The 17843-nt window shown below is 71.3% G+C and carries 16 protein-coding genes; 8 read left to right on the top strand and 8 right to left on the bottom strand.

Features of this window, described 5'->3' with window-relative positions:
• Positions 1 to 205 precede the first annotated feature (205 nt).
• From HNR57_RS18530 to HNR57_RS18545, 4 genes are all read left to right on the top strand, one after another.
• A complete protein-coding gene (locus HNR57_RS18530; RefSeq protein WP_184561113.1) occupies positions 206 to 1132 on the top strand; it encodes a DUF3027 domain-containing protein in 927 nt (308 codons plus the stop codon).
• Positions 1133 to 1220: 88 nt separating this feature from the next.
• Positions 1221 to 4355 (top strand): sacsin N-terminal ATP-binding-like domain-containing protein, encoded by a 3135-nt coding sequence (locus HNR57_RS18535; protein ID WP_184561114.1) that lies wholly within the window; start codon positions 1221 to 1223, stop codon positions 4353 to 4355.
• 172 nt (positions 4356 to 4527) lie between these two features.
• Positions 4528 to 5394 carry a DUF5707 domain-containing protein gene (locus HNR57_RS18540; protein ID WP_184561115.1) on the top strand — a complete coding sequence of 289 codons (867 nt, stop codon included), beginning with the start codon at positions 4528 to 4530 and terminating at the stop codon, positions 5392 to 5394.
• 221 nt (positions 5395 to 5615) lie between these two features.
• Positions 5616 to 6470: a hypothetical protein gene (locus HNR57_RS18545; protein ID WP_184561116.1), complete on the top strand. Its 855-nt coding sequence runs from the start codon at positions 5616 to 5618 to the stop codon at positions 6468 to 6470.
• 6 nt (positions 6471 to 6476) lie between these two features.
• On the opposite strand, the gene HNR57_RS18550 is transcribed toward HNR57_RS18545, so the two are convergent.
• From HNR57_RS18550 to HNR57_RS18560, 3 genes are all read right to left on the bottom strand, one after another.
• Positions 6477 to 8870: an HAD-IC family P-type ATPase gene (locus HNR57_RS18550; RefSeq protein WP_184561117.1), complete on the bottom strand. Its 2394-nt coding sequence runs from the start codon at positions 8868 to 8870 to the stop codon at positions 6477 to 6479.
• Positions 8871 to 9003: 133 nt separating this feature from the next.
• Positions 9004 to 9849, bottom strand: coding sequence for a class I SAM-dependent methyltransferase (locus HNR57_RS18555; RefSeq protein ID WP_184561118.1), 846 nt, complete (start codon positions 9847 to 9849; stop codon positions 9004 to 9006).
• A gap of 146 nt (positions 9850 to 9995) precedes the next feature.
• Positions 9996 to 10271, bottom strand: coding sequence for a DUF2530 domain-containing protein (locus HNR57_RS18560; RefSeq protein ID WP_184561119.1), 276 nt, complete (start codon positions 10269 to 10271; stop codon positions 9996 to 9998).
• 117 nt (positions 10272 to 10388) lie between these two features.
• On the opposite strand from HNR57_RS18560, the gene HNR57_RS18565 reads away from it, so the two are divergent.
• Positions 10389 to 11840, top strand: coding sequence for an NCS2 family permease (locus tag HNR57_RS18565; RefSeq protein ID WP_184561120.1), 1452 nt, complete (start codon positions 10389 to 10391; stop codon positions 11838 to 11840).
• Here the strand turns inward: HNR57_RS18565 and HNR57_RS18570 are convergent.
• A complete protein-coding gene (locus HNR57_RS18570) occupies positions 11810 to 12037 on the bottom strand; it encodes a ribbon-helix-helix protein, CopG family (protein WP_184561121.1) in 228 nt (75 codons plus the stop codon). The genes HNR57_RS18565 and HNR57_RS18570 overlap by 31 nt on opposite strands.
• A 155-nt stretch (positions 12038 to 12192) precedes the next feature.
• Between HNR57_RS18570 and HNR57_RS18575 the strand changes: the two genes are divergently transcribed.
• Entirely contained in the window at positions 12193 to 12630 is a 438-nt protein-coding gene (locus tag HNR57_RS18575) for a MarR family winged helix-turn-helix transcriptional regulator (RefSeq protein ID WP_033312219.1), read from the top strand.
• A 27-nt stretch (positions 12631 to 12657) separates the two neighbouring features.
• Positions 12658 to 14037, top strand: a complete 1380-nt coding sequence (locus HNR57_RS18580; RefSeq protein WP_184561122.1) for an MFS transporter — start codon at positions 12658 to 12660, stop codon at positions 14035 to 14037.
• 6 nt (positions 14038 to 14043) lie between these two features.
• On the opposite strand, the gene HNR57_RS18585 is transcribed toward HNR57_RS18580, so the two are convergent.
• Together HNR57_RS18585 and HNR57_RS18590 are read right to left on the bottom strand one after the other, a co-directional pair.
• The gene (locus tag HNR57_RS18585; RefSeq protein ID WP_184561123.1) at positions 14044 to 14631 is read right to left on the bottom strand and encodes a Uma2 family endonuclease; all 588 of its coding nucleotides are present in this window, start codon (positions 14629 to 14631) and stop codon (positions 14044 to 14046) included.
• 96 nt (positions 14632 to 14727) lie between these two features.
• Positions 14728 to 15249 (bottom strand): GNAT family N-acetyltransferase, encoded by a 522-nt coding sequence (locus tag HNR57_RS18590; RefSeq protein ID WP_184561124.1) that lies wholly within the window; start codon positions 15247 to 15249, stop codon positions 14728 to 14730.
• A gap of 25 nt (positions 15250 to 15274) precedes the next feature.
• Between HNR57_RS18590 and thpR the strand changes: the two genes are divergently transcribed.
• Entirely contained in the window at positions 15275 to 15847 is a 573-nt protein-coding gene (gene thpR / locus HNR57_RS18595; protein WP_184561125.1) for an RNA 2',3'-cyclic phosphodiesterase, read from the top strand.
• A gap of 215 nt (positions 15848 to 16062) precedes the next feature.
• On the opposite strand, the gene HNR57_RS18600 is transcribed toward thpR, so the two are convergent.
• Together HNR57_RS18600 and HNR57_RS18605 are read right to left on the bottom strand one after the other, a co-directional pair.
• On the bottom strand, positions 16063 to 17055 hold the full coding sequence (locus tag HNR57_RS18600) for an aldo/keto reductase (protein ID WP_184561126.1): 993 nt from the start codon (positions 17053 to 17055) through the stop codon (positions 16063 to 16065).
• 74 nt (positions 17056 to 17129) lie between these two features.
• Complete coding sequence (locus HNR57_RS18605) at positions 17130 to 17804, bottom strand: SGNH/GDSL hydrolase family protein (RefSeq protein WP_184561127.1); 675 nt, start codon at positions 17802 to 17804, stop codon at positions 17130 to 17132.
• Between the last annotated feature and the right edge of the window lie 39 nt (positions 17805 to 17843).

The raw sequence follows: 17843 nt of genomic DNA on the forward strand, positions 1-17843 counted from the left end.
CTGTCCGGGGCGGCGGCTCACGGTCCGGTGGGCGGCGCAACAGGACCGTCGGTGTACGCGACGTGGGGCGGAAGGGTAGCGTGCGTATCTCAGCCATCCCGCAAAATGGATGAAGGATGTCGACGCGGTCCCCCGGTCCGCTCCGTCCGCCCCCGCGCTGGGAGTGGCGCACTCGTGAGACGGCGTATGGAGAGAAGCGATACCTGTGAGCGCAGCGACAACGCGAAGCCGCACCCCTGACCGCCTGTGCGCCGAGGCCGTCGACCTCGCACGCGCCGCAGCCGAGGAGGCCGCCGCGCCGGGAATCGTCGGGGAACACGTGGGTCTGGTCTCCGAGGGGGACCGCGTCGTCACCCACTTCTTCGAGTGCCGCGAGCTCGGGTACCGGGGCTGGCGCTGGGCCGTGACGGTGGCCAGGGCGTCCCGCGCGAAGATCGTCACGGTGGACGAGGCGGCGCTGCTGCCCGGTCCGGACGCGGTGCTCGCCCCCGAGTGGGTGCCGTGGAGCGAGCGGCTGCGTCCCGGCGACATGGGTCCGGGCGATCTGCTGCCCACCGACGCCGAGGACCTGCGGCTGGAGCCGGGCTACACGGGCGAGGACGAGCCCGCCCCGAACGTCCCCGTATCGCACGAGATGGCCGACCTGGTGGAGGCGGAGGACGCGGACCTCACCACGGGCCCCTCGTCCGGCTTCACGGTCGCCCCGCTGCGCGGCTCGATCCCGGCGGTCGCCGAGGAACTGGGCATGCGCCGCGCCCGCGTCCTGTCCCGCTACGGCCTGCACACCGCGGCCGACCGCTGGGAGGAGGCGTTCGGCCCCAAGACCCCCATGGCCCAGTCGGCCCCCGCGGCCTGCGTCAGCTGCGGCTTCCTCGTCCCCATCGGGGGCTCCCTCGGCCAGGCCTTCGGCGCCTGCGCCAACGAGTTCTCCCCGGCCGACGGCCGCCTGGTCTCCCTCGCCTACGGCTGCGGCGGCCACTCCGAGGCCGCCGTCATGCCCCGGCCGCCCCAGCCGCCCGCCCCGGTCATCGACGAGACCCGGGTCGACCCCTTCCCGCTGCGCCCGTCGCCGGACTCAGGCTCGGTGACACCGACGGCGGACCAGGACACGGAGGAACTGGGGCACTCGTAGGGCCGGCCGCCCGCGTCGGGCGGGCGCACGGTGGGTGCTCCGCAGGCGGTACCTTCGTCCTCACGTCCACGAGGAGAAGGAACGGAACGTGAGCAGCAAGTTCGTGCGGCCCGCCGCCGAGGGGGCCGATCCGTTCGGTACCGCCCGTCTGCGGCGCGGTGTCCTCGACGCCTGGGCCACCAGCCCCGCCCGGTTCCGTGAGGACGCCAACGCCGAGGAGGACCTCGTCCTCGGCGGCTACCGCGACCGGCTCGTCGTGGAACTCGCCCAGAACGCCGCCGACGCCGCGGCCCGGGCCGGGGTGCCGGGGCGGCTGCGGCTCACCCTGCGCGACGGGGTGCTCGTCGCCGCCAACACCGGCGCCCCGCTGGACGCGGCCGGCGTCGAGTCGCTGTCCACGCTGCGGGCCTCGGCCAAGCGGGACACACGGGACACGTCCTCCGTGGGGCGGTTCGGTGTCGGCTTCGCCGCCGTGCTCTCCGTCACCGACGAGCCCGCCGTCGTCGGCCGGCACGGCGGTGTGCGGTGGTCGCTCGCCGAGGCCAGGGCACTGGCCGCCGACACCGCCCGGCACAGCCCCGGCCTCGGGGACGAGGTCCGGCGCCGCGACGGCCACGTACCCCTGCTGCGGCTGCCGTACGCCGCCGAGGGCACCGCCCCCGCCCCGTACGACACCGCCGTCATCCTGCCGCTGCGTGACGCGGCCGCCGCCGATCTCGCCGAGCGTCTCCTGCGGGCCGTCGACGACGCCCTGCTGCTCACCCTCCCCGGACTCGAAGAGCTCGTCGTCGAGATCAACGGGGAGAGCCCGCGGACCCTCACCCGCCGCAGCGACGGTGCCTTCACCGTCGTCGACGACTCCGCCCACGGCGTCACCCACTGGCGCACCGCCGCCGCCCAGGGCCCCCTCACCCCCGACCTCCTCGCCGACCGGCCCGTCGAGGAGCGGCTGCGGCCCCACTGGTCCGTCACCTGGGCCGTGCCCGTGGACAGCGACGGCAGCCCGGCCAGGCCCCGCACCAGCGCGGTCGTGCACGCCCCCACCCCGAGCGACGAACCGCTCGGCGTCCCGGCCCTGCTCATCGCCTCGTTCCCGCTGGACTCCACCCGCCGGCACGCCGCCCCCGGCCCGCTGACCGACTTCCTCGTCCAGCGCGCGGCCGACTCCTATGCCGAACTCCTCGGCGCCTGGCGGCCGGTGACCACCGGGATCATCGACCTCGTGCCCGGCCCGCTCGGCAGGGGCGAGCTGGACGGCGCCCTGCGCCAGGCGATCCTGGACCGGCTGCCGCGCACGTCCTTCCTGCCGCCCGCGGTAGAGCCACAAGCGGAGGACGGCGAGGAGGTGCCCGAGTCGCTGCGGCCGCGGGACGCCGAGGTCGTCGAGGGCGCGGGCGCGGACACCGTGCGAGTGCTCGCCGAGGTGCTGCCCACCCTCCTGCCCGCCGGGCTGGAACGGCGCGCCCAGCTGCGGACCCTGGGCGTCGCCCGCGTCCCGCTGACCGACGCCGTCGACCGCCTCGCCGGTCTGGAGAAGGAACCCGGCTGGTGGCGGCGGCTCTACGACAGCCTGGCCGGGATCGACCCGGACCGCCTGTCGGGCCTCCCGGTCCCGCTCGCCGACGGCCGTACGACCATCGGTCCCCGGCAGGTCCTGCTGCCCGGCGCGGAGGCCGGCCGGACCGACCCCGAGGTGCTGGCCCGGCTCGGCCTGAAGGTCGCCCACCCGGACGCCGCCCACCCCCTCCTGGAGAAGCTCGGCGCCCTGCCCGCCACGCCGCGGGCCGTCCTGACCACCCCGCAGGTCCGGGCCGCCGTCGCCGCGTCCCTGGACGACGACGGCGGGGTGAACTGGGAGGAGGACTCCCTCGACGCCGACGAACTGGCCGACACCGTGCTCGCCCTGGTGCGGGACGCCGCCCTGGAGCCCGGTGACGAGCCCTGGCTCGGCGCGCTCGCGCTGCCCGACGAGGACGGCGAACCGGCCCCGGCCTGCGAACTCGTCTTCCCCGGCGGCCCCTTCGCCCAGGTCATGCGCGAGGGTGAACTCGCCTCCGTGGACGCCGAGCTGGCCGCGAAGTGGGGCGAGCAGCCGCTCGCCGCCTGCGGTGTCCTGGTGAACTTCGCGGTGGTCCGCGCCACCGACGTCGTCCTCGACCCGGACGAACTGGAGCCCGGCGACACCGACTTCGCCGAGCCGGACGACGCGGGCCTGCTGGACGCCGTCGACGTGTGGTGCGAGGACATCCTCGACCGCTTCCCGGACAGCCCGGTGCCACCGGTCGCCACCGAGATCATCGCCGTGCGGGACCTGGACCTCGTGGACGAGGACAAGTGGGCGCAGGCGCTGGCCCTGCTGTCCCGGCCGCCGCTGCGGGACGCCATCGTGCAGCCCGTGCGGATCCTGCTGCCGGACGGCACGCACGAGGTCGTCCGGCCGTACACCGCGTGGTGGCTGCGCGGGAACCCCGTGCTCGACGGCCGCCGCCCGGCCGGTCTGCGGGCCTCCGGCGGCGACCCGCTGCTGCGCGGGCTGTACGACGAGGCCGACGCGACCGGGTTCGAGGACGAACAGGTGCTGCGGGCGCTGGGCGTACGGACGTCCGTCGCCGCGCTGCTGGACGAGCCCGGCGGCGCCGCCGAACTGCTCGACCGGCTCGCCGACCCCGAGCTGGAGGTGACGGGCGCTCAACTGCACGCCCTGTACGGGTCCCTGGCCGAACTGGACCCGGAGCAGGTGACCCTGCCGGACGACCTGCGGGCCGTCACCGACGGCCGGGTGGAGGTCGTGGACGCGGCCGACGCGGTGGTCTGCGATTCGCCCGACCTGCTGCCGTTCACGTCCGGTGTCCCCCTGCTTCCCGTACCGCCGTCGCGCGCCGCCGAGCTGGCCGAACTGTTCCAGGTGCGGCGGCTGAGCGAGTCCGTCACCGGGGAGGTCACCTCCGAGGGCACGGAGCACGACGTGCCGGAACCGGTGCGGGTGCTGCTCGGCCGGCGGACCCCGTCCTTCTACGTGGAGCACGAGGAACTCGTCGTGGACGGCGTGGAGATCGACTGGCGCCTCACCGACGACGGCGTCCTGCACGCCGCCACCCTGGAGGGTGTCGCGGCGGGACTCGCCTGGGCGGCGGGGCAGTGGCCGCGGCGGTTCGAGGTGGCGGCACTGCTGGAGGACCCGTCCAGGACGCAGGAGCTGGCGCGGGACCGGTGGTTCGACTAACCGGCTCTCCCGGTATGGCCGTTGGGTGAAAATCCCCGCACAAATCTTTCACCGTTCGTACAACCAAGCGCATCCCTCAGGTATCTGATCACGTGAGTCAACAGACTCCACGATCACTTGGGCCCCGAGAGCCGACGACGAGCACCGGGGCCCCTCTCCACCTGGAGAACGCATGCGTATCCGAGCCACCGTGGCCGCCGTCACCGGCGCCCTGGCCCTTTCCGCCCTCGCCATGCCGGCCGCGCAGGCGGACAACCGGACGCCCGACCTGGCGTCGCTGGTCCCGTCCACCTCGAAGGCCACGCCGTTCACCGCCGCCGCCCCGGCGGACGAGTCCCTGGGCGACACCAAGATCACGGGTGTGACCGTCAACGGCGGCAAGAACATCGTGGTCGGCACGACCGTCAAGAAGTCCTTCACCGTCTCCGTGACGGCCACCGACCCGGAGGGCATCCAGGACGCCTTCGCGATGCTGTGGCACGGCCCGGACACCGACAGCGCCGACGGCGCGATCGCGCCGGAGAGCCTGGACGACGAGCAGGTCGGCAACTGCACCAACTCCAGCGCGACCACCGCCACCTGCAAGGTCACGCTGATCGCCGACCCGAACGAGAACGTCTACAGCAACATCCTGGCCGGTACCTGGAAGGTGTGGGCCGCCGCCGCCGGTAACGACGGCGACTACGTGATCCGCGAGGCCTACAAGACGGCCAAGGTCCAGCGGGCCTCCAAGCTGACGGTCAACGCCTCGCCGGAGCCGGTGATGAAGGGCAAGACCATCACGGTCACCGGCAAGCTGTCCCGCGCCAACTGGGAGGACAACGCCTACCACGGCTACACCAACCAGCCGGTCAAGCTGCAGTTCCGCAAGAAGGGCAGCGACACCTACACCACGGTCAAGACCATCACGTCCAACTCCACGGGCGAGCTGAAGACCACCGTCAAGGCCTCGGCGGACGGCTACTTCCGCTACTCCTTCGCGGGCACCACGACCACCCCGGCGATCAACGCCGCGGGTGACTTCGTCGACGTGCGATAACACCGCCCGCAGCGACCGTCCACACCACGACACCGCCGGTCCCGGAGAACCATGCCGGGGCCGGCGGCGCCGTTTTCCGCTGGGCATATGTCACGCCTGTGTCAAACGTTACGGATGAGACGGCAAAACCCGGCCCGCGCCGTACAACCCCAACGGGGGCTCGTGGATCTGATCGCGTGAGTCAACAGACTCCTAGATCACTTCTCCACCTGGGGAAACACATGCACATCCGAGCCACCGTGGCCGCCGTCTCCGGCGCCCTGGCCCTCTCCGCCCTCGTCGTGCCCGCCGCCCAGGCCGCCGACGCCCCGTCCGGCAAGCAGGCGTTCAGCTCCGCCGCGGCCGACGCGGGCGCGGCCACCACCGAGTCGACGCTCGACGTCACCTTCTCCAACGTGAAGGTCAACAGCGGCAAGAACATCGTCGTCGGCACCACCAACGTGGTGAGCTTCCCCGTCACCTTCACCGTGACGCACGCCGCGGACCTCGACACCGGTTCCGACAACTTCGCCACCGGCCCGCTGATCTACCACGGCTCCTCGCTCGACGCCGCGGACAACGTCCTGATCAGTGACGACCCGGCCACCTGCACCGCCGCCTCGTCCACGGTCCTCAACTGCAAGGGCGTCATCAACATCCGCCCGGCCGACGGCGACCTGTTCAACTCCGACGCCGGCACCTGGGGCGCCGGTGCCCTCGCCGTCACCAGCGACGGCGCCGAGAAGTCGCAGGGCGGCCTGGGCACCACCAAGGTCCAGCGCTACTCCAAGCTGACGGTCAACGCCGGCCCCGAGCCCGTCTACAAGGGCAAGACGATCACGTCCACCGGCAAGCTGTCCCGCGCCAACTGGGAGGACAACGCCTACCACGGCTACACCAACCAGCCGGTCAAGCTGCAGTTCCGCAAGGCGGGCACCAGCACGTACACCACGCTCAAGACGGTGTACTCCGACCAGTACGGCAACGTGAAGGCCACCGCCACGGCCGCGTACGACGGCTACTGGCGCTTCAGCTTCGCCGGCACGACGACCACCCCGGCGGTCAACGCCACGGGCGACTACGTCGACGTGAAGTAGCACCGGCTACGCGGGGAAGCGGCGGTCCACCCACCTCCACAGCAGTTCCAGGGCGGCCGCCGCCACCGCCGCGATGCCGACCGCGATCCACGGCATCGTCATCCCCACCAGCTTCAGCGCGAAGAAGTGCTGCAGCCACGGCACGACCAGCACCACCAGGAACGCCCCCGCCATGGAGGCGACCAGGGCGATCCGCCACCAGGTGTAGGGCCGGGCGATGATCGCCAGCACCCACATCGAGATGACGAACAGCGTGAGCGTCGCCGCACTCGTCTCCGCGTCCAGCGCACCCGCACCCGTGTAGTGCTCCCGGGCGATGAGATACGTCGCGAAGGTCGCCCCCGCCGCCACGGCCCCGCCCGGGATCGCGTACCGCATGACCCGCCGCACGAAGTTCGGCTTCGCGCGCTCCTTGTTGGGCGCGAGCGCGAGGAAGAACGCCGGGATGCCGATGGTCAGCGTGGACAGCAGGGTCAGATGGCGCGGCAGGAACGGGTACTCCACCTGCGAGCACACCACCAGCACGGCCAGCAGCACCGAGTAGACCGTCTTGACGAGGAACAGCGTCGCCACCCGCGTGATGTTGCCGATGACCCGGCGCCCCTCGGCGACCACCGACGGCAGCGTGGCGAAGCTGTTGTTCAGCAGCACGATCTGCGCGACCGCCCGGGTCGCCTCCGAGCCGGAGCCCATCGCCACGCCGATGTCGGCGTCCTTCAGGGCGAGCACGTCGTTCACCCCGTCACCGGTCATCGCGACCGTGTGCCCGTGGGACTGCAGCGCACCCACCATGTTCCGCTTCTGCTGCGGGGTGACCCGCCCGAACACCGTGCCGCCGTCGAGGGCCTCGGCCATCCCGTCCCGCTCGGCGGGCAGCCGCCGCGCGTCCACGGTGGTGCCGGACAGGCCGAGCTTGGCGGCGACCGCGCCGACCGAGACCGCGTTGTCGCCGGAGATGACCTTGGCGCGGACGTTCTGGTCGGCGAAGTAGCGCAGGGTGTCGGCGGCGTCCGGCCGCAGCCGCTGCTCCAGCACGACCAGGGCGGTGGGCTTCGCCCCCTTCGTCACCTCGGGGTCGTCCAGGTCCCGCGCGACCCGGGCGAGCAGCAGCACCCTCAGGCCCTGCTCGTTCAGCCGCCCGGTCTCGGCCAGGGCCGGATCGTCCTCCGCCAGCAGCACGTCGGGCGCGCCCAGCAGCCAGCGGCCGGCCTGCCCGTCGCCCTCGCTGAACGCGGCGCCGCTGTACTTGCGGGCCGAGGAGAACGGCAGCGCCTCGGTGCACCGCCAGTCCTCGACGGCCGGGTAGGTGTCGATGATCGCCTTCAGGGAGGCGTTCGGCCGCGGGTCCGACGCGCCGAGCGCGCCGAGCACCTTGCGTACGTACGTCTCGTCGGCGCCCTGGAGCGGCCGCAGCTCGGTGACGTCCATGCCGCCCTCGGTGAGGGTGCCGGTCTTGTCGAGGCAGACCGTGTCGACGCGGGCCAGCCCCTCGATCGCGGGCAGCTCCTGCACCAGGCACTGCTTGCGGCCGAGACGGATCACGCCGATGGCGAAGGCGACCGAGGTGAGCAGGACCAGCCCCTCGGGGACCATCGGGACGATGCCGCCGACCGTGCGGGCGACGGAGTCGTCGAAGCCCTTCTCCTTCACGATCAGCTGGCTGATGACCAGGCCGATCGCGGTCGGGACCATCATCCACGTGACGTACTTGAGGATCGTGGAGATGCCCGACCGCAGCTCGGACTGGACGAGGGTGAAGCGCGAGGCCTCCTCGGCGAGCTGGGCGGCGTAGGCCTCCCGGCCGACCTTCGTCGCCTGGAAGGCCCCGCCGCCCGCGACCACGAAGCTGCCCGACATGACCTGGTCGCCCGGCTGCTTGACGACCGGGTCGGCCTCGCCGGTGAGCAGCGACTCGTCGATCTCCAGACCGTCGGCCTCGACACAGACCCCGTCGACGACGACCTTGTCCCCGGGCCCGATCTCGATCAGGTCGTCCAGCACGATCTCGGACGTGCTGACCTGCGCGGCGGTCCCGTCGCGGCGCACGGTCGGCCTGACCTCGCCGATCAGCGCGAGCGAGTCCAGGGTCTTCTTCGCCCGCCACTCCTGGACGATTCCGATGCCGGTGTTCGCGAGGATCACGAACCCGAACAGGCTGTCCTGGATCGGCGCGACCACCAGCATGATCAGCCACAGCACGCCGATGATCGCGTTGAAGCGGGTGAAGACGTTCGCCCGGACGATGTCGACGGTGGAGCGGCTGCTGCGCACCGGCACGTCGTTGATCTGGCCGCGCTCCACCCGTTCGGCGACCTGAGCACTGGTCAGGCCGGTCTCGCGGGAGGTGACCGTCACCGGCCGCGCGGAGTCGGGCCGGGCACCCGCGTCGAGATGCGTCATGCATTCGACGGTACGTGCGGATTTGCCGCTTCACCCGCTGAATGCGGCGAAGATCCGACCTGGGAAGGACGGACTTCGTGCCGTGGTCGTACGGCAGTTGTACGCCGTCGGACCGCGGTGCCACGTCCCGGTGTCAGCCCGTCCGGCGGGCGGTGAACAGCAGGTACTCCCACTCCAGGACGGTCCCGCCGGAGCCCGTGCCCTGGTCGCCGTCGCGGGCGAGGTCCACCAGGGCGCCGTCCAGGGCGGCGGTGCGTTCGGGCTCGCCGGCGATGTTCTTGTAGACGCTGATGGTCGGGCCGTAGCGCTCCTTGAAGTAGTCGCGGAACATCTCCGGCGTCGCGAAGCGGTCGACCCGGACCGTGCGGCGCTCGGCGCTGACGTCCGTGACCCGGTCGCCGAGGAGGGCGCGGACATGGTCCTCGTCCCCCCACAGCGGGGGCGGCTGGGCTCCGGGCGGGGGCGGTGGCGCGTACGGCTTCATCGCGGCGAACATCCGGCCGATGAAGCCCTGGGGCGTCCAGTTCAGCAGCCCGATGGTGCCGCCGGGACGGCAGACCCGGACGAGTTCGTCGGCGGCCTGCTGGTGGTGCGGGGCGAACATGACGCCCACGCAGGACATCACGGTGTCGAACTCGGCGTCCCCGAAGGGCAGGGCCTCGGCGTCGGCCTCCCGCCAGGTGAGGTGCGCGCCCTGCTTCTCGGCCACCGCCCGGCCGGCCTCGAACAGCTCGGGGGTCAGGTCGGAGGCCACCACGTCCGCGCCGGCCAGGGCCGCCGGGATCGCGGCGTTCCCGGAGCCGGCGCCCACGTCGAGCACCCGCCGGCCGGAGCCCACCCCGCACGCCTCGACCAGGATCGCTCCCAGGTCGGGGATGACCTCGGCGGCCAGGGACGGGTAGTCGCCCTGGGCCCACATCGCCCGGTGCTTGGACTTCAGGGCACGGTCGGCCTCGGCCGCGCTGTTCTGCATCGTCATCGCTGCGCTCCTCACCGGTCCGGCGGCGGGTCCCGCGCGACGGTTTCGAGCGTTTCGCCGCCCTCTCCTGAGCGTAGGGAGGGGGCGGGCGGGTGTCTCGTCGGGAAGAGCGGCCCGACTGACTGTTCGTTGTGGTGCGCTCGGGGCTACTGGGGCGTGGGGGACGCCGTCGGGTCCTGGGTGGCCGACCGCTTGATCGCGGCGTCGCGCTTGCGGACGTACCAGATGCCGATCAGTCCCAGTCCGGCGCCGGCCAGGCAGGTCCACACCCACCAGGTGTGGCCGTGGTCGTCGAACCAGCCGTAGAAGGGGAGCTGCACCAGGAAGAGGACGAACCACAGGATCGTGCCGCCGGTGATGGTGGCGACCACGGGGCCCTCCAGGGGCTCCGGCGCCTCGTGTCTGGGGGTCCACTTCGCCATGGGGACAGCTTACGAGGAGATCCGGTCTACGCGCGGAGATGGCCGATCGAAGCCTTATATGTTCATACTGAAACGGTTTATGTCTGACCACTTCTCTTCGTAGGAAACACCAAACACATGTCCTCCTCGGCTCCCGCCAAGGTCCCCGCCCCTGAACAGCCGGGAGCCGGGCGCACGTACGGCGCACTCGACCGCTTCTTCCGGATCTCCGAACGGGGCAGCACCCTGTCCCGCGAGGTACGGGGCGGTCTGGCCACCTTCTTCGCGATGGCCTACATCATCGTGCTGAACCCGATCATCCTCGGCAGCGCCAAGGACATGTACGGTCACCAGCTCGACAACGGGCAGCTGGTCACCGCGACGGCCCTCACCGCCGCGCTCACCACCCTCCTCATGGGCGTCATCGGCAACGTCCCGATCGCGCTGGCCGCCGGCCTCGGCGTGAACTCCGTGGTCGCCCTCCAGCTCGCCCCGCGGATGTCCTGGCCGGACGCGATGGGCATGGTGGTCCTCGCCGGGTTCGTGGTCATGCTGCTGGTGGCGACGGGGCTGCGCGAGCGCGTCATGAACGCCGTGCCCTACGGGCTGCGCAAGGCCATCTCCATCGGTATCGGCCTGTTCATCATGCTGATCGGGCTGGTCGACGCGGGCTTCGTCTCCCGGATCCCGGACGCCGCCCAGACCACCGTCCCGCTCCAGCTGGGCGGCGACGGTCACCTGAACGGCTGGCCGGTCCTCGTCTTCGTCCTCGGAGTCCTGCTGACCCTCGCGCTCATCGTGCGCAAGGTCTCCGGCGCGATCCTGATCTCGATCGTCGCCATGACGGTCCTGGCGGTCGTCATCAACGCGGTCGCCAAGGTGCCGAGCTGGGGCCTGACCACGCCCAAGTGGCCCGGCAACCCGGTCGCCGGCCCCGACTTCGGGCTGATCGGGCAGGTCAGCCTGTTCGGCGGTTTCGGCAAGGTCGGCATGCTCACCGGCGTGCTCTTCGTCTTCACCGTGCTGCTCTCGTGCTTCTTCGACGCGATGGGCACGATCATGGGCGTCTCCGACGAGGCGAAGCTGACCGACGGCGAGGGGCAGATGCCCGGCATCAACAAGGTGCTGTTCGTCGACGGCCTCGCGGTCGCCGCCGGCGGCGCCAGCTCCTCCTCCGCGACGACCGCCTTCGTCGAGTCCACGGCCGGGGTCGGCGAGGGTGCCCGGACCGGCCTCGCGAACGTCGTCACCGGCGGCCTCTTCGCCGCCGCGCTCTTCCTGACGCCGGTCGCCACGATGGTCCCCTCCCAGGCGGCCACGCCCGCACTGGTCGCGGTCGGCTTCCTGATCCTGGCCGGGTCCGTCAAGGAGATCGACTGGGCGGACTACACGATCGCCGTCCCGGCCTTCGTGACGATGCTGATGATGCCGTTCACCTACTCGATCACCAACGGCATCGGCATGGGCTTCATCACCTTCGTGGTGCTGCGGCTGGCGGCCGGGCGGGGCCGGGAGGTGCCGCCGGCGATGTACGCGGTGGCGGCGGTGTTCGCGTTCTACTACCTGATGCCGGCGCTGGGTCTGACCTGATCCTCGTCCTCGGAGCCGGACGAGCCGTAGAACCTCTCCGTCTCCTCGACGGCGGCCTGGAACCGCTGGTCGAAGTCATTGCGAATGAGCGTCCGGACGACATAGTCCTGGACGCTCATTCCGCTTTTCGCGGCATGGTGCCGGAGCCGTTCGAGCAGGTCGTGGTCTATTCGCAGGCTGAGCACGCTGGTCCCCATGAGCACGAGGGTCGCGGCACCGTTCGGTGCGGTGAGCGAGGTTCCGCCGCCGGATCACCCATATGAGTGATGTCACGCTTCAGTGGCGGGCGTCACGGACCGCCCGGCGTGTCACCGCTGGTCTTTAGCGAGAGTAATGAGTTACGCTAAAGAACATGCCGGACCTCAGCCATGGCGACGACGTAGCCGCCGTGAACTCCCTCCGATCCGCAGTGATGCGGCTGTCCCGTCGGCTCAAGCACCAGCGGGTCGACGAATCGCTCAGCCCCACCGAGATGTCGGTGCTGGGCACCCTGTCCCTGTGCGGCAGGGCCACGCCGGGCGAGCTCGCCCGCAAGGAGCACGTCCAGCCGCCGTCGATGACCCGCATCGTGGCGCTGCTGGAGGCCAAGGGCCTGGTCCGGCTGGAGCCGCACCCCGAGGACCGGCGCCAGAAGGTCGTCACGCGCACCGAGCAGGCCGAGACCATGCTTGAGGAGAGCCGCGCCAAGCGGAACGCGTTCCTGGCGACGCTGGTGGAGAACCTCGACGAGGACGAGTGGGCGAAACTGCGCGCCGCCGCCCCCGTGCTGGAGAAGCTCGCGCACCTGTAAGCCGTATGTAGCAAGGAGGCGAACCCTTTGAGTTCGGGACCCGGAACAGCTTCCGCCCCCGCACCTGAACCCCACGACTCCCCGCCCGCCCTCGACGCACCCGCCTCCACCCGGCCCGCCCGCAAGTCCTCGATGTTCTCCTCCCTGAAGGTGCGGAACTACCGCCTGTTCTTCATGGGGCAGGTCGTCTCCAACATCGGCACCTGGATGCAGCGCATCGCCCAGGACTGGCTGGTGCTCAGCCTCACCGGCTCCTCCGCAGCCGTCGGCATCACGACCGCGCTGCAGTTCCTGCCGATGCTGCTCTTCGGCCTCTACGGCGGTGTCCTCGTCGACCGGCTGCGCAAGCGGCCCGCCCTGCTCGTGACGCAGTCCTCGATGGCGCTCACCGCGATCGCCCTGGCCGTCCTCACCCTCACCGGGCAGGTTCAGGTGTGGCACGTGTACGTAGCCGCGTTCGCCGTCGGTCTCGCCACCGTCGTGGACAACCCGGCCCGGCAGTCCTTCGTCTCCGAGCTGGTCGGCCCGGGACAGCTGCAGAACGCCGTCAGCCTGAACTCGGCGAACTTCCAGTCCGCCCGGCTGGTCGGCCCCGCCGTCGCGGGCATACTCATCACCGGCGTCGGCACCGGCTACGCCTTCCTCTTCAACGGCCTGTCCTTCATCGCGCCGCTCACCGGCCTGCTGCTGATGCGCGCCCGCGAGCTGCACGTCGTCGAGCGCGCCCCGCGCGCCAAGGGGCAGCTGCGCGAAGGCGTGCGCTACGTCACCGGCCGCCCGGAACTGATCTGGCCGATCGTCCTGGTCGGCTTCGTCGGCACGTTCGCCTTCAACTTCCCCGTCTACCTGTCGGCCTTCGCGGACGACGTGTTCCACGCGGGGGCGGGCGCGTACAGCATGTTCAACACGCTGATGGCGGTGGGCTCGGTCGCGGGCGCGCTGCTCGCCGCACGGCGGGGCACGGCCCGACTGCGGCTGCTGATCGCGGCGGCGCTGGTCTTCGGCACGCTGGAGGTCGTGGCGGCCACGACACCCACCCTGTGGATGTTCGCCCTGCTCATGATCCCGCTGGGCCTGTTCGGCATGACCGTCAACGTCACGACGAACACCAGCATCCAGATGTCCACGGACCCGGCCATGCGCGGCCGTGTCATGGCCCTCTACATGATGGTCTTCCTCGGCGGCTCACCGGTCGGTGCCCCGATAGTCGGCTGGATCACCGACACCTACGGCGCCCGGGTCGGCCTCGCGGCCGGCGGCGCGGTGGCGGCACTCGCCGCGGCGGTGATCGGCCTGATCCTGGCCCGCGTCGGCAACCTCCGGCTGTCGGTGGGCTGGCACCGGGGGCACCCCCGCGTGCGGTTCGTGCCCCGGGAGCAGCAGGAGGCGCTGGCCCCGGCGGCGTAGGCGGCGTCAGTCCCGGGGGAACTCGCCGGTCTCGAGGACGAGCCCGACCACGGTGCCCGTCAGGTCGATCTCGTCCCCGAAGTCCAGGCTCAGCTCGCCCCGGTACTCGCCGTCCTTGGGCTTGGTGTGCAGATGCCAGCGGCCGGTGTACGGATCCACGATCAGGTACACCGGCACACCGGCGGCGGCGTAGGCGTCCTTCTTGGGGCCGTAGTCGTTGGCGCCGGTCTTCCTGGAGATCACCTCGGCGACGAACTCGACGTCCTGGTAGCGCCACAGGCCCTTCTCGTTCTTCACCGCTCCCTCCGCCATCACGGTCACATCGGAGGCGAAGCCGTTGAGGTGGCCCGGGTAGTCGACGCGTACGTCGGACTTCACGCGCTTGCGCGGGTACTTGGTGCGCAGCTGGTCGTAGATGTCCGCGATGATGTCCCAGTGGGTGTCCCGCTGAGGCGCCATGAAGATGTTCCCCCCGACGATCTCGACCTTGTAGCCCTCGGGGACCGGCATCGTCTCCACCCACTCGAACATCGTGTCGAGGGTGAGTTCACCGCTGCTGTCGGCCATCTCGATCCTGTCGTCAAGGACGGTCATCGTGGCGCTCCTCCCCGGCCGCATCCGTGGATGAACCCGGCCGCGCAGTACAACGATACGCACGGTGACCGGGACACGCCCGGGTCCGGAGGCCGCCTACACCCGCCTGGCCAGCAACTGCCCCGGCCACTTGTTCTCGCCCACCGTGAAGGACTCGGTTCGGGTGAAGCCGTTGGACTCGTAGTAGCGGACGAGCTTGCCGTCGTCGCCGGCGTAGCAGTCGACGCGGAGGAGGGAGATCCCGGCGCGGCGGGTCTCCTCGGCGGCGTGGGTGAGCAGGGCGCTGCCCACGCCGTGTCCCTTGAAGCGGCGGTCGGAGGCGAGCCAGTGGATGTAGCGTTCGGGTTCGCCGGGCTGGGGGAGGTGGGACAGATAGGCGCCCGCCGAGCCGGTGAGGGTGAGGGTGCCGGCCGGGACGCCGTCGGCGTCGGCCATGTACACGCTGCCCTCCGCCATGTACCGGCGGACCGACTCCACGGTCTTCGGGCTCTGCGACAGCGGCTTCGTCCCCCACTGCCCCGTGCGCCCCTGGGAGACCAGCCACTCCACGCCGCTGTCGAGCATGCCGAGTATCGCGGGAATGTCGTCGGGCCCGCCGTCCCGGATGGTGATCCGCATGGCCTCATGGTGCCAGGCTGGCCCCATGAGACTCTTCGCGGCCGTGCTGCCCCCTGACGAAGTGTGCCGTGAACTCGGCGGTGTGGTCGACGAGTTGCGCGCGCTGCCCGGCGCCGACGGCATGCGCTGGACCGGCCGTCCCGGCTGGCACTTCACGCTCGCCTTCTACGGTGAGGTCGACGACGCTGTCGTCCCGGAGCTGTCGGAGCGGCTGGAGCGGGCCGCGCGCCGGACCGAGCCGTTCGCACTGGCCGTGCGGGGTGGCGGGCAGTTCGGGCACGGGAAGGCGCTGTGGGCCGGGGCCGAGGGAGACCTGGCGACCCTCCGGCTGCTGGCCGAGCGGGCCGAGGCGGCCGCGCGCAAGGCCGGGGTGCCGATGGGGGAGCACCGGCGGTACAAGGCCCATCTGACCGTGGCGCGGAACCGCGCCGCGGGGGAGGTGCGGCCCTTTCTGGACGTCCTCGCGGGGTTCTCGGGCCGGACCTGGACGGTGCGGGAGCTCTGCCTGGTGCGGAGCCATCTGCCGGCCTCCGGGGTCCCGGGGGAGCAGCCCCGGTACGAGGCGGTCGGGCGCTGGCCGCTCGGCGGCGCCGGTTAGGCTCGGTGCCGTGGACCCGAAAACCCGCAACCGGATCATGGCCGGTGTGCTCGTGCTGATGTTTCTCGTCGTGGCCCTGGCTTCCGTGCTCGGGAGGTAGGGCGGCGGGGAACTGCTGACGGCTGTTCTCCGGCTGCGGGCCGGTGGGGGCCGGTCGCGCCCACGCGGCGAAGCCGCATGTCGATACCGGCCCCGCGCCCCTGAGGGGGGCGTGCCTACCAGGCGAAGGCCTCCGGGCTCGGGCCCGGGCCCGGGAAGATCTCGTCCAGGCCGGTCAGGAGTTCCTCGGAGAGCTCCAGCTCGGACGCGCGGACGGCGGAGGCGAGCTGCTCGGCGGTGCGCGGGCCGACGATCGGGCCGGTCACGCCGGGGCGGGTGAGCAGCCAGGCCAGGGCGGCCTCGCCGGGCTCGACGCCGTGCTTGTCGAGCAGGTCCTCGTAGGACTGGATCTGTGCCCGGGTGGCGGGGTCGTTGAGCGCGTCGGCCGCGCGGCCGGAGGCGCGGCGCTTGCCCTCGACCTCCTTCTTGAGGACACCGCCCAGCAGACCGCCGTGCAGCGGCGACCACGGGATGACGCCGAGCCCGTACTCCTGCGCGGCCGGGACGACCTCCATCTCGGCGCGCCGCTCGGCGAGGTTGTACAGGCACTGCTCGCTGACCAGGCCGATGGTGCCGCCGCGCCGGGCGGCGATCTCGTTGGCCTGGGCGATCTTGTAGCCGGGGAAGTTCGACGACCCGACGTAGAGGATCTTGCCCTGCTGGACCAGGACGTCGATCGCCTGCCAGATCTCGTCGAAGGGGGTGTCCCGGTCGATGTGGTGGAACTGGTAGACGTCGATGTAGTCGGTCTGGAGCCGCTTGAGGCTGGCGTCCACGGCCCGCCGGATGTTGACCGCGGAGAGCTTGTCGTGGTTGGGCCAGGCCGGGCCGTCGGCGCCCATGTTGCCGTAGACCTTCGTGGCGAGGACGACCTTGTCGCGGCGTCCCTCGCCCTGGGCGAACCAGTTGCCGATGATGCTTTCGGTACGGCCCTTGTTCTCGCCCCAGCCGTACACATTGGCGGTGTCGAAGAAGTTGATGCCCGCGTCCAGCGCCGCGTCCATGATGGCGTGGCTGTCGGCCTCGTCGGTCTGGGGGCCGAAGTTCATGGTGCCGAGGACGAGCCGGCTGACCTTGAGTCCCGTGCGTCCGAGCTGCGTGTACTTCATGGTCCCCAAGCCAACGTCTTGAAGTGCGCTCCAAGCAAGCGATCTCGGGGAGGAGCCTTGGTCCGTCGAGCCTGCTACTCCCCGTAGGGCCCGGCCAGGTCCCAGCCCTGGTGCATCGCGTCCGCGAAGGCCGCCGCGATCTTGTGTTCGCCGCTCGCGTTGGGGTGGGTGCCGTCGTAGGTGTCGGTGGCGATGTCGTACGACGGCGGGGGTGAGGCCACCAGGACGGGGGAGCCGGGCTCGTCGAGGTCGGCTGCCGCCTTGGCGAGGAGTTCGTTGAAGCGGGCGACCTCGCCGGCGAAGGCCGCGTCCGACTGGGCGCGCACGTTCGGCGTCACCGGCAGCCACACCATCCCCACCCGGCGGTTCGCCGCCCGCGCCTCGGCCGTGAAAGCCCGGACGTTCTCGGCGGTCTGCTCCGCGTTGGTGTAGAAGCCGAGGTCGATCAGGCCCAGGGAGACCAGGAGCACGTCCGCGTGGCACGACCGCACCGCCTCGCCGATCAGCGGCGCCATGTGCTGCCAGCCCTCGCCCCAGCCGGCCAGGTGGGCGCGCGGGAAGTCCGGTTCGGCGTAGGCGTACGACACCGGGGCCTCGGCGAGCTTGTCGTAGAGCGTCTCGCGCGGCCCGACGAGGGTGAAGGGGCCGCCGTAGGAACGGCACAGGTGCTGCCACAGCCGGTAGCGCCATGTGTGTTCGCCCGTGCTTCCGATCGTCATGGAGTCACCGACGGGCATGAACCTGAGCATCCGCTCATGATGAACGATCTGAACGCCCGGCGGGGTGTG

Source organism: Streptomyces paradoxus (assembly GCF_014202475.1).
Lineage (GTDB): Bacteria > Actinomycetota > Actinomycetes > Streptomycetales > Streptomycetaceae > Streptomyces > Streptomyces paradoxus.

Excerpts from the sequence above, each read along its gene's own strand:
- HNR57_RS18570 (WP_184561121.1), bottom strand. The coding sequence starts at position 12,037 with ATGGGGACCAGCGTGCTCAGCCTGCGAATAGACCACGACCTGCTCGAA.
- HNR57_RS18540 (WP_184561115.1), top strand. The coding sequence starts at position 4,528 with ATGCGTATCCGAGCCACCGTGGCCGCCGTCACCGGCGCCCTGGCCCTT.
- HNR57_RS18590 (WP_184561124.1), bottom strand. The coding sequence starts at position 15,249 with ATGCGGATCACCATCCGGGACGGCGGGCCCGACGACATTCCCGCGATA.
- HNR57_RS18605 (WP_184561127.1), bottom strand. The coding sequence starts at position 17,804 with ATGCTCAGGTTCATGCCCGTCGGTGACTCCATGACGATCGGAAGCACG.
- HNR57_RS18565 (WP_184561120.1), top strand. The coding sequence starts at position 10,389 with ATGTCCTCCTCGGCTCCCGCCAAGGTCCCCGCCCCTGAACAGCCGGGA.
- HNR57_RS18600 (WP_184561126.1), bottom strand. The coding sequence starts at position 17,055 with ATGAAGTACACGCAGCTCGGACGCACGGGACTCAAGGTCAGCCGGCTC.
- HNR57_RS18550 (WP_184561117.1), bottom strand. The coding sequence starts at position 8,870 with ATGACGCATCTCGACGCGGGTGCCCGGCCCGACTCCGCGCGGCCGGTG.
- HNR57_RS18555 (WP_184561118.1), bottom strand. The coding sequence starts at position 9,849 with ATGACGATGCAGAACAGCGCGGCCGAGGCCGACCGTGCCCTGAAGTCC.
- HNR57_RS18575 (WP_033312219.1), top strand. The coding sequence starts at position 12,193 with ATGCCGGACCTCAGCCATGGCGACGACGTAGCCGCCGTGAACTCCCTC.
- thpR (WP_184561125.1), top strand. The coding sequence starts at position 15,275 with ATGAGACTCTTCGCGGCCGTGCTGCCCCCTGACGAAGTGTGCCGTGAA.
- HNR57_RS18545 (WP_184561116.1), top strand. The coding sequence starts at position 5,616 with ATGCACATCCGAGCCACCGTGGCCGCCGTCTCCGGCGCCCTGGCCCTC.
- HNR57_RS18585 (WP_184561123.1), bottom strand. The coding sequence starts at position 14,631 with ATGACCGTCCTTGACGACAGGATCGAGATGGCCGACAGCAGCGGTGAA.
- HNR57_RS18560 (WP_184561119.1), bottom strand. The coding sequence starts at position 10,271 with ATGGCGAAGTGGACCCCCAGACACGAGGCGCCGGAGCCCCTGGAGGGC.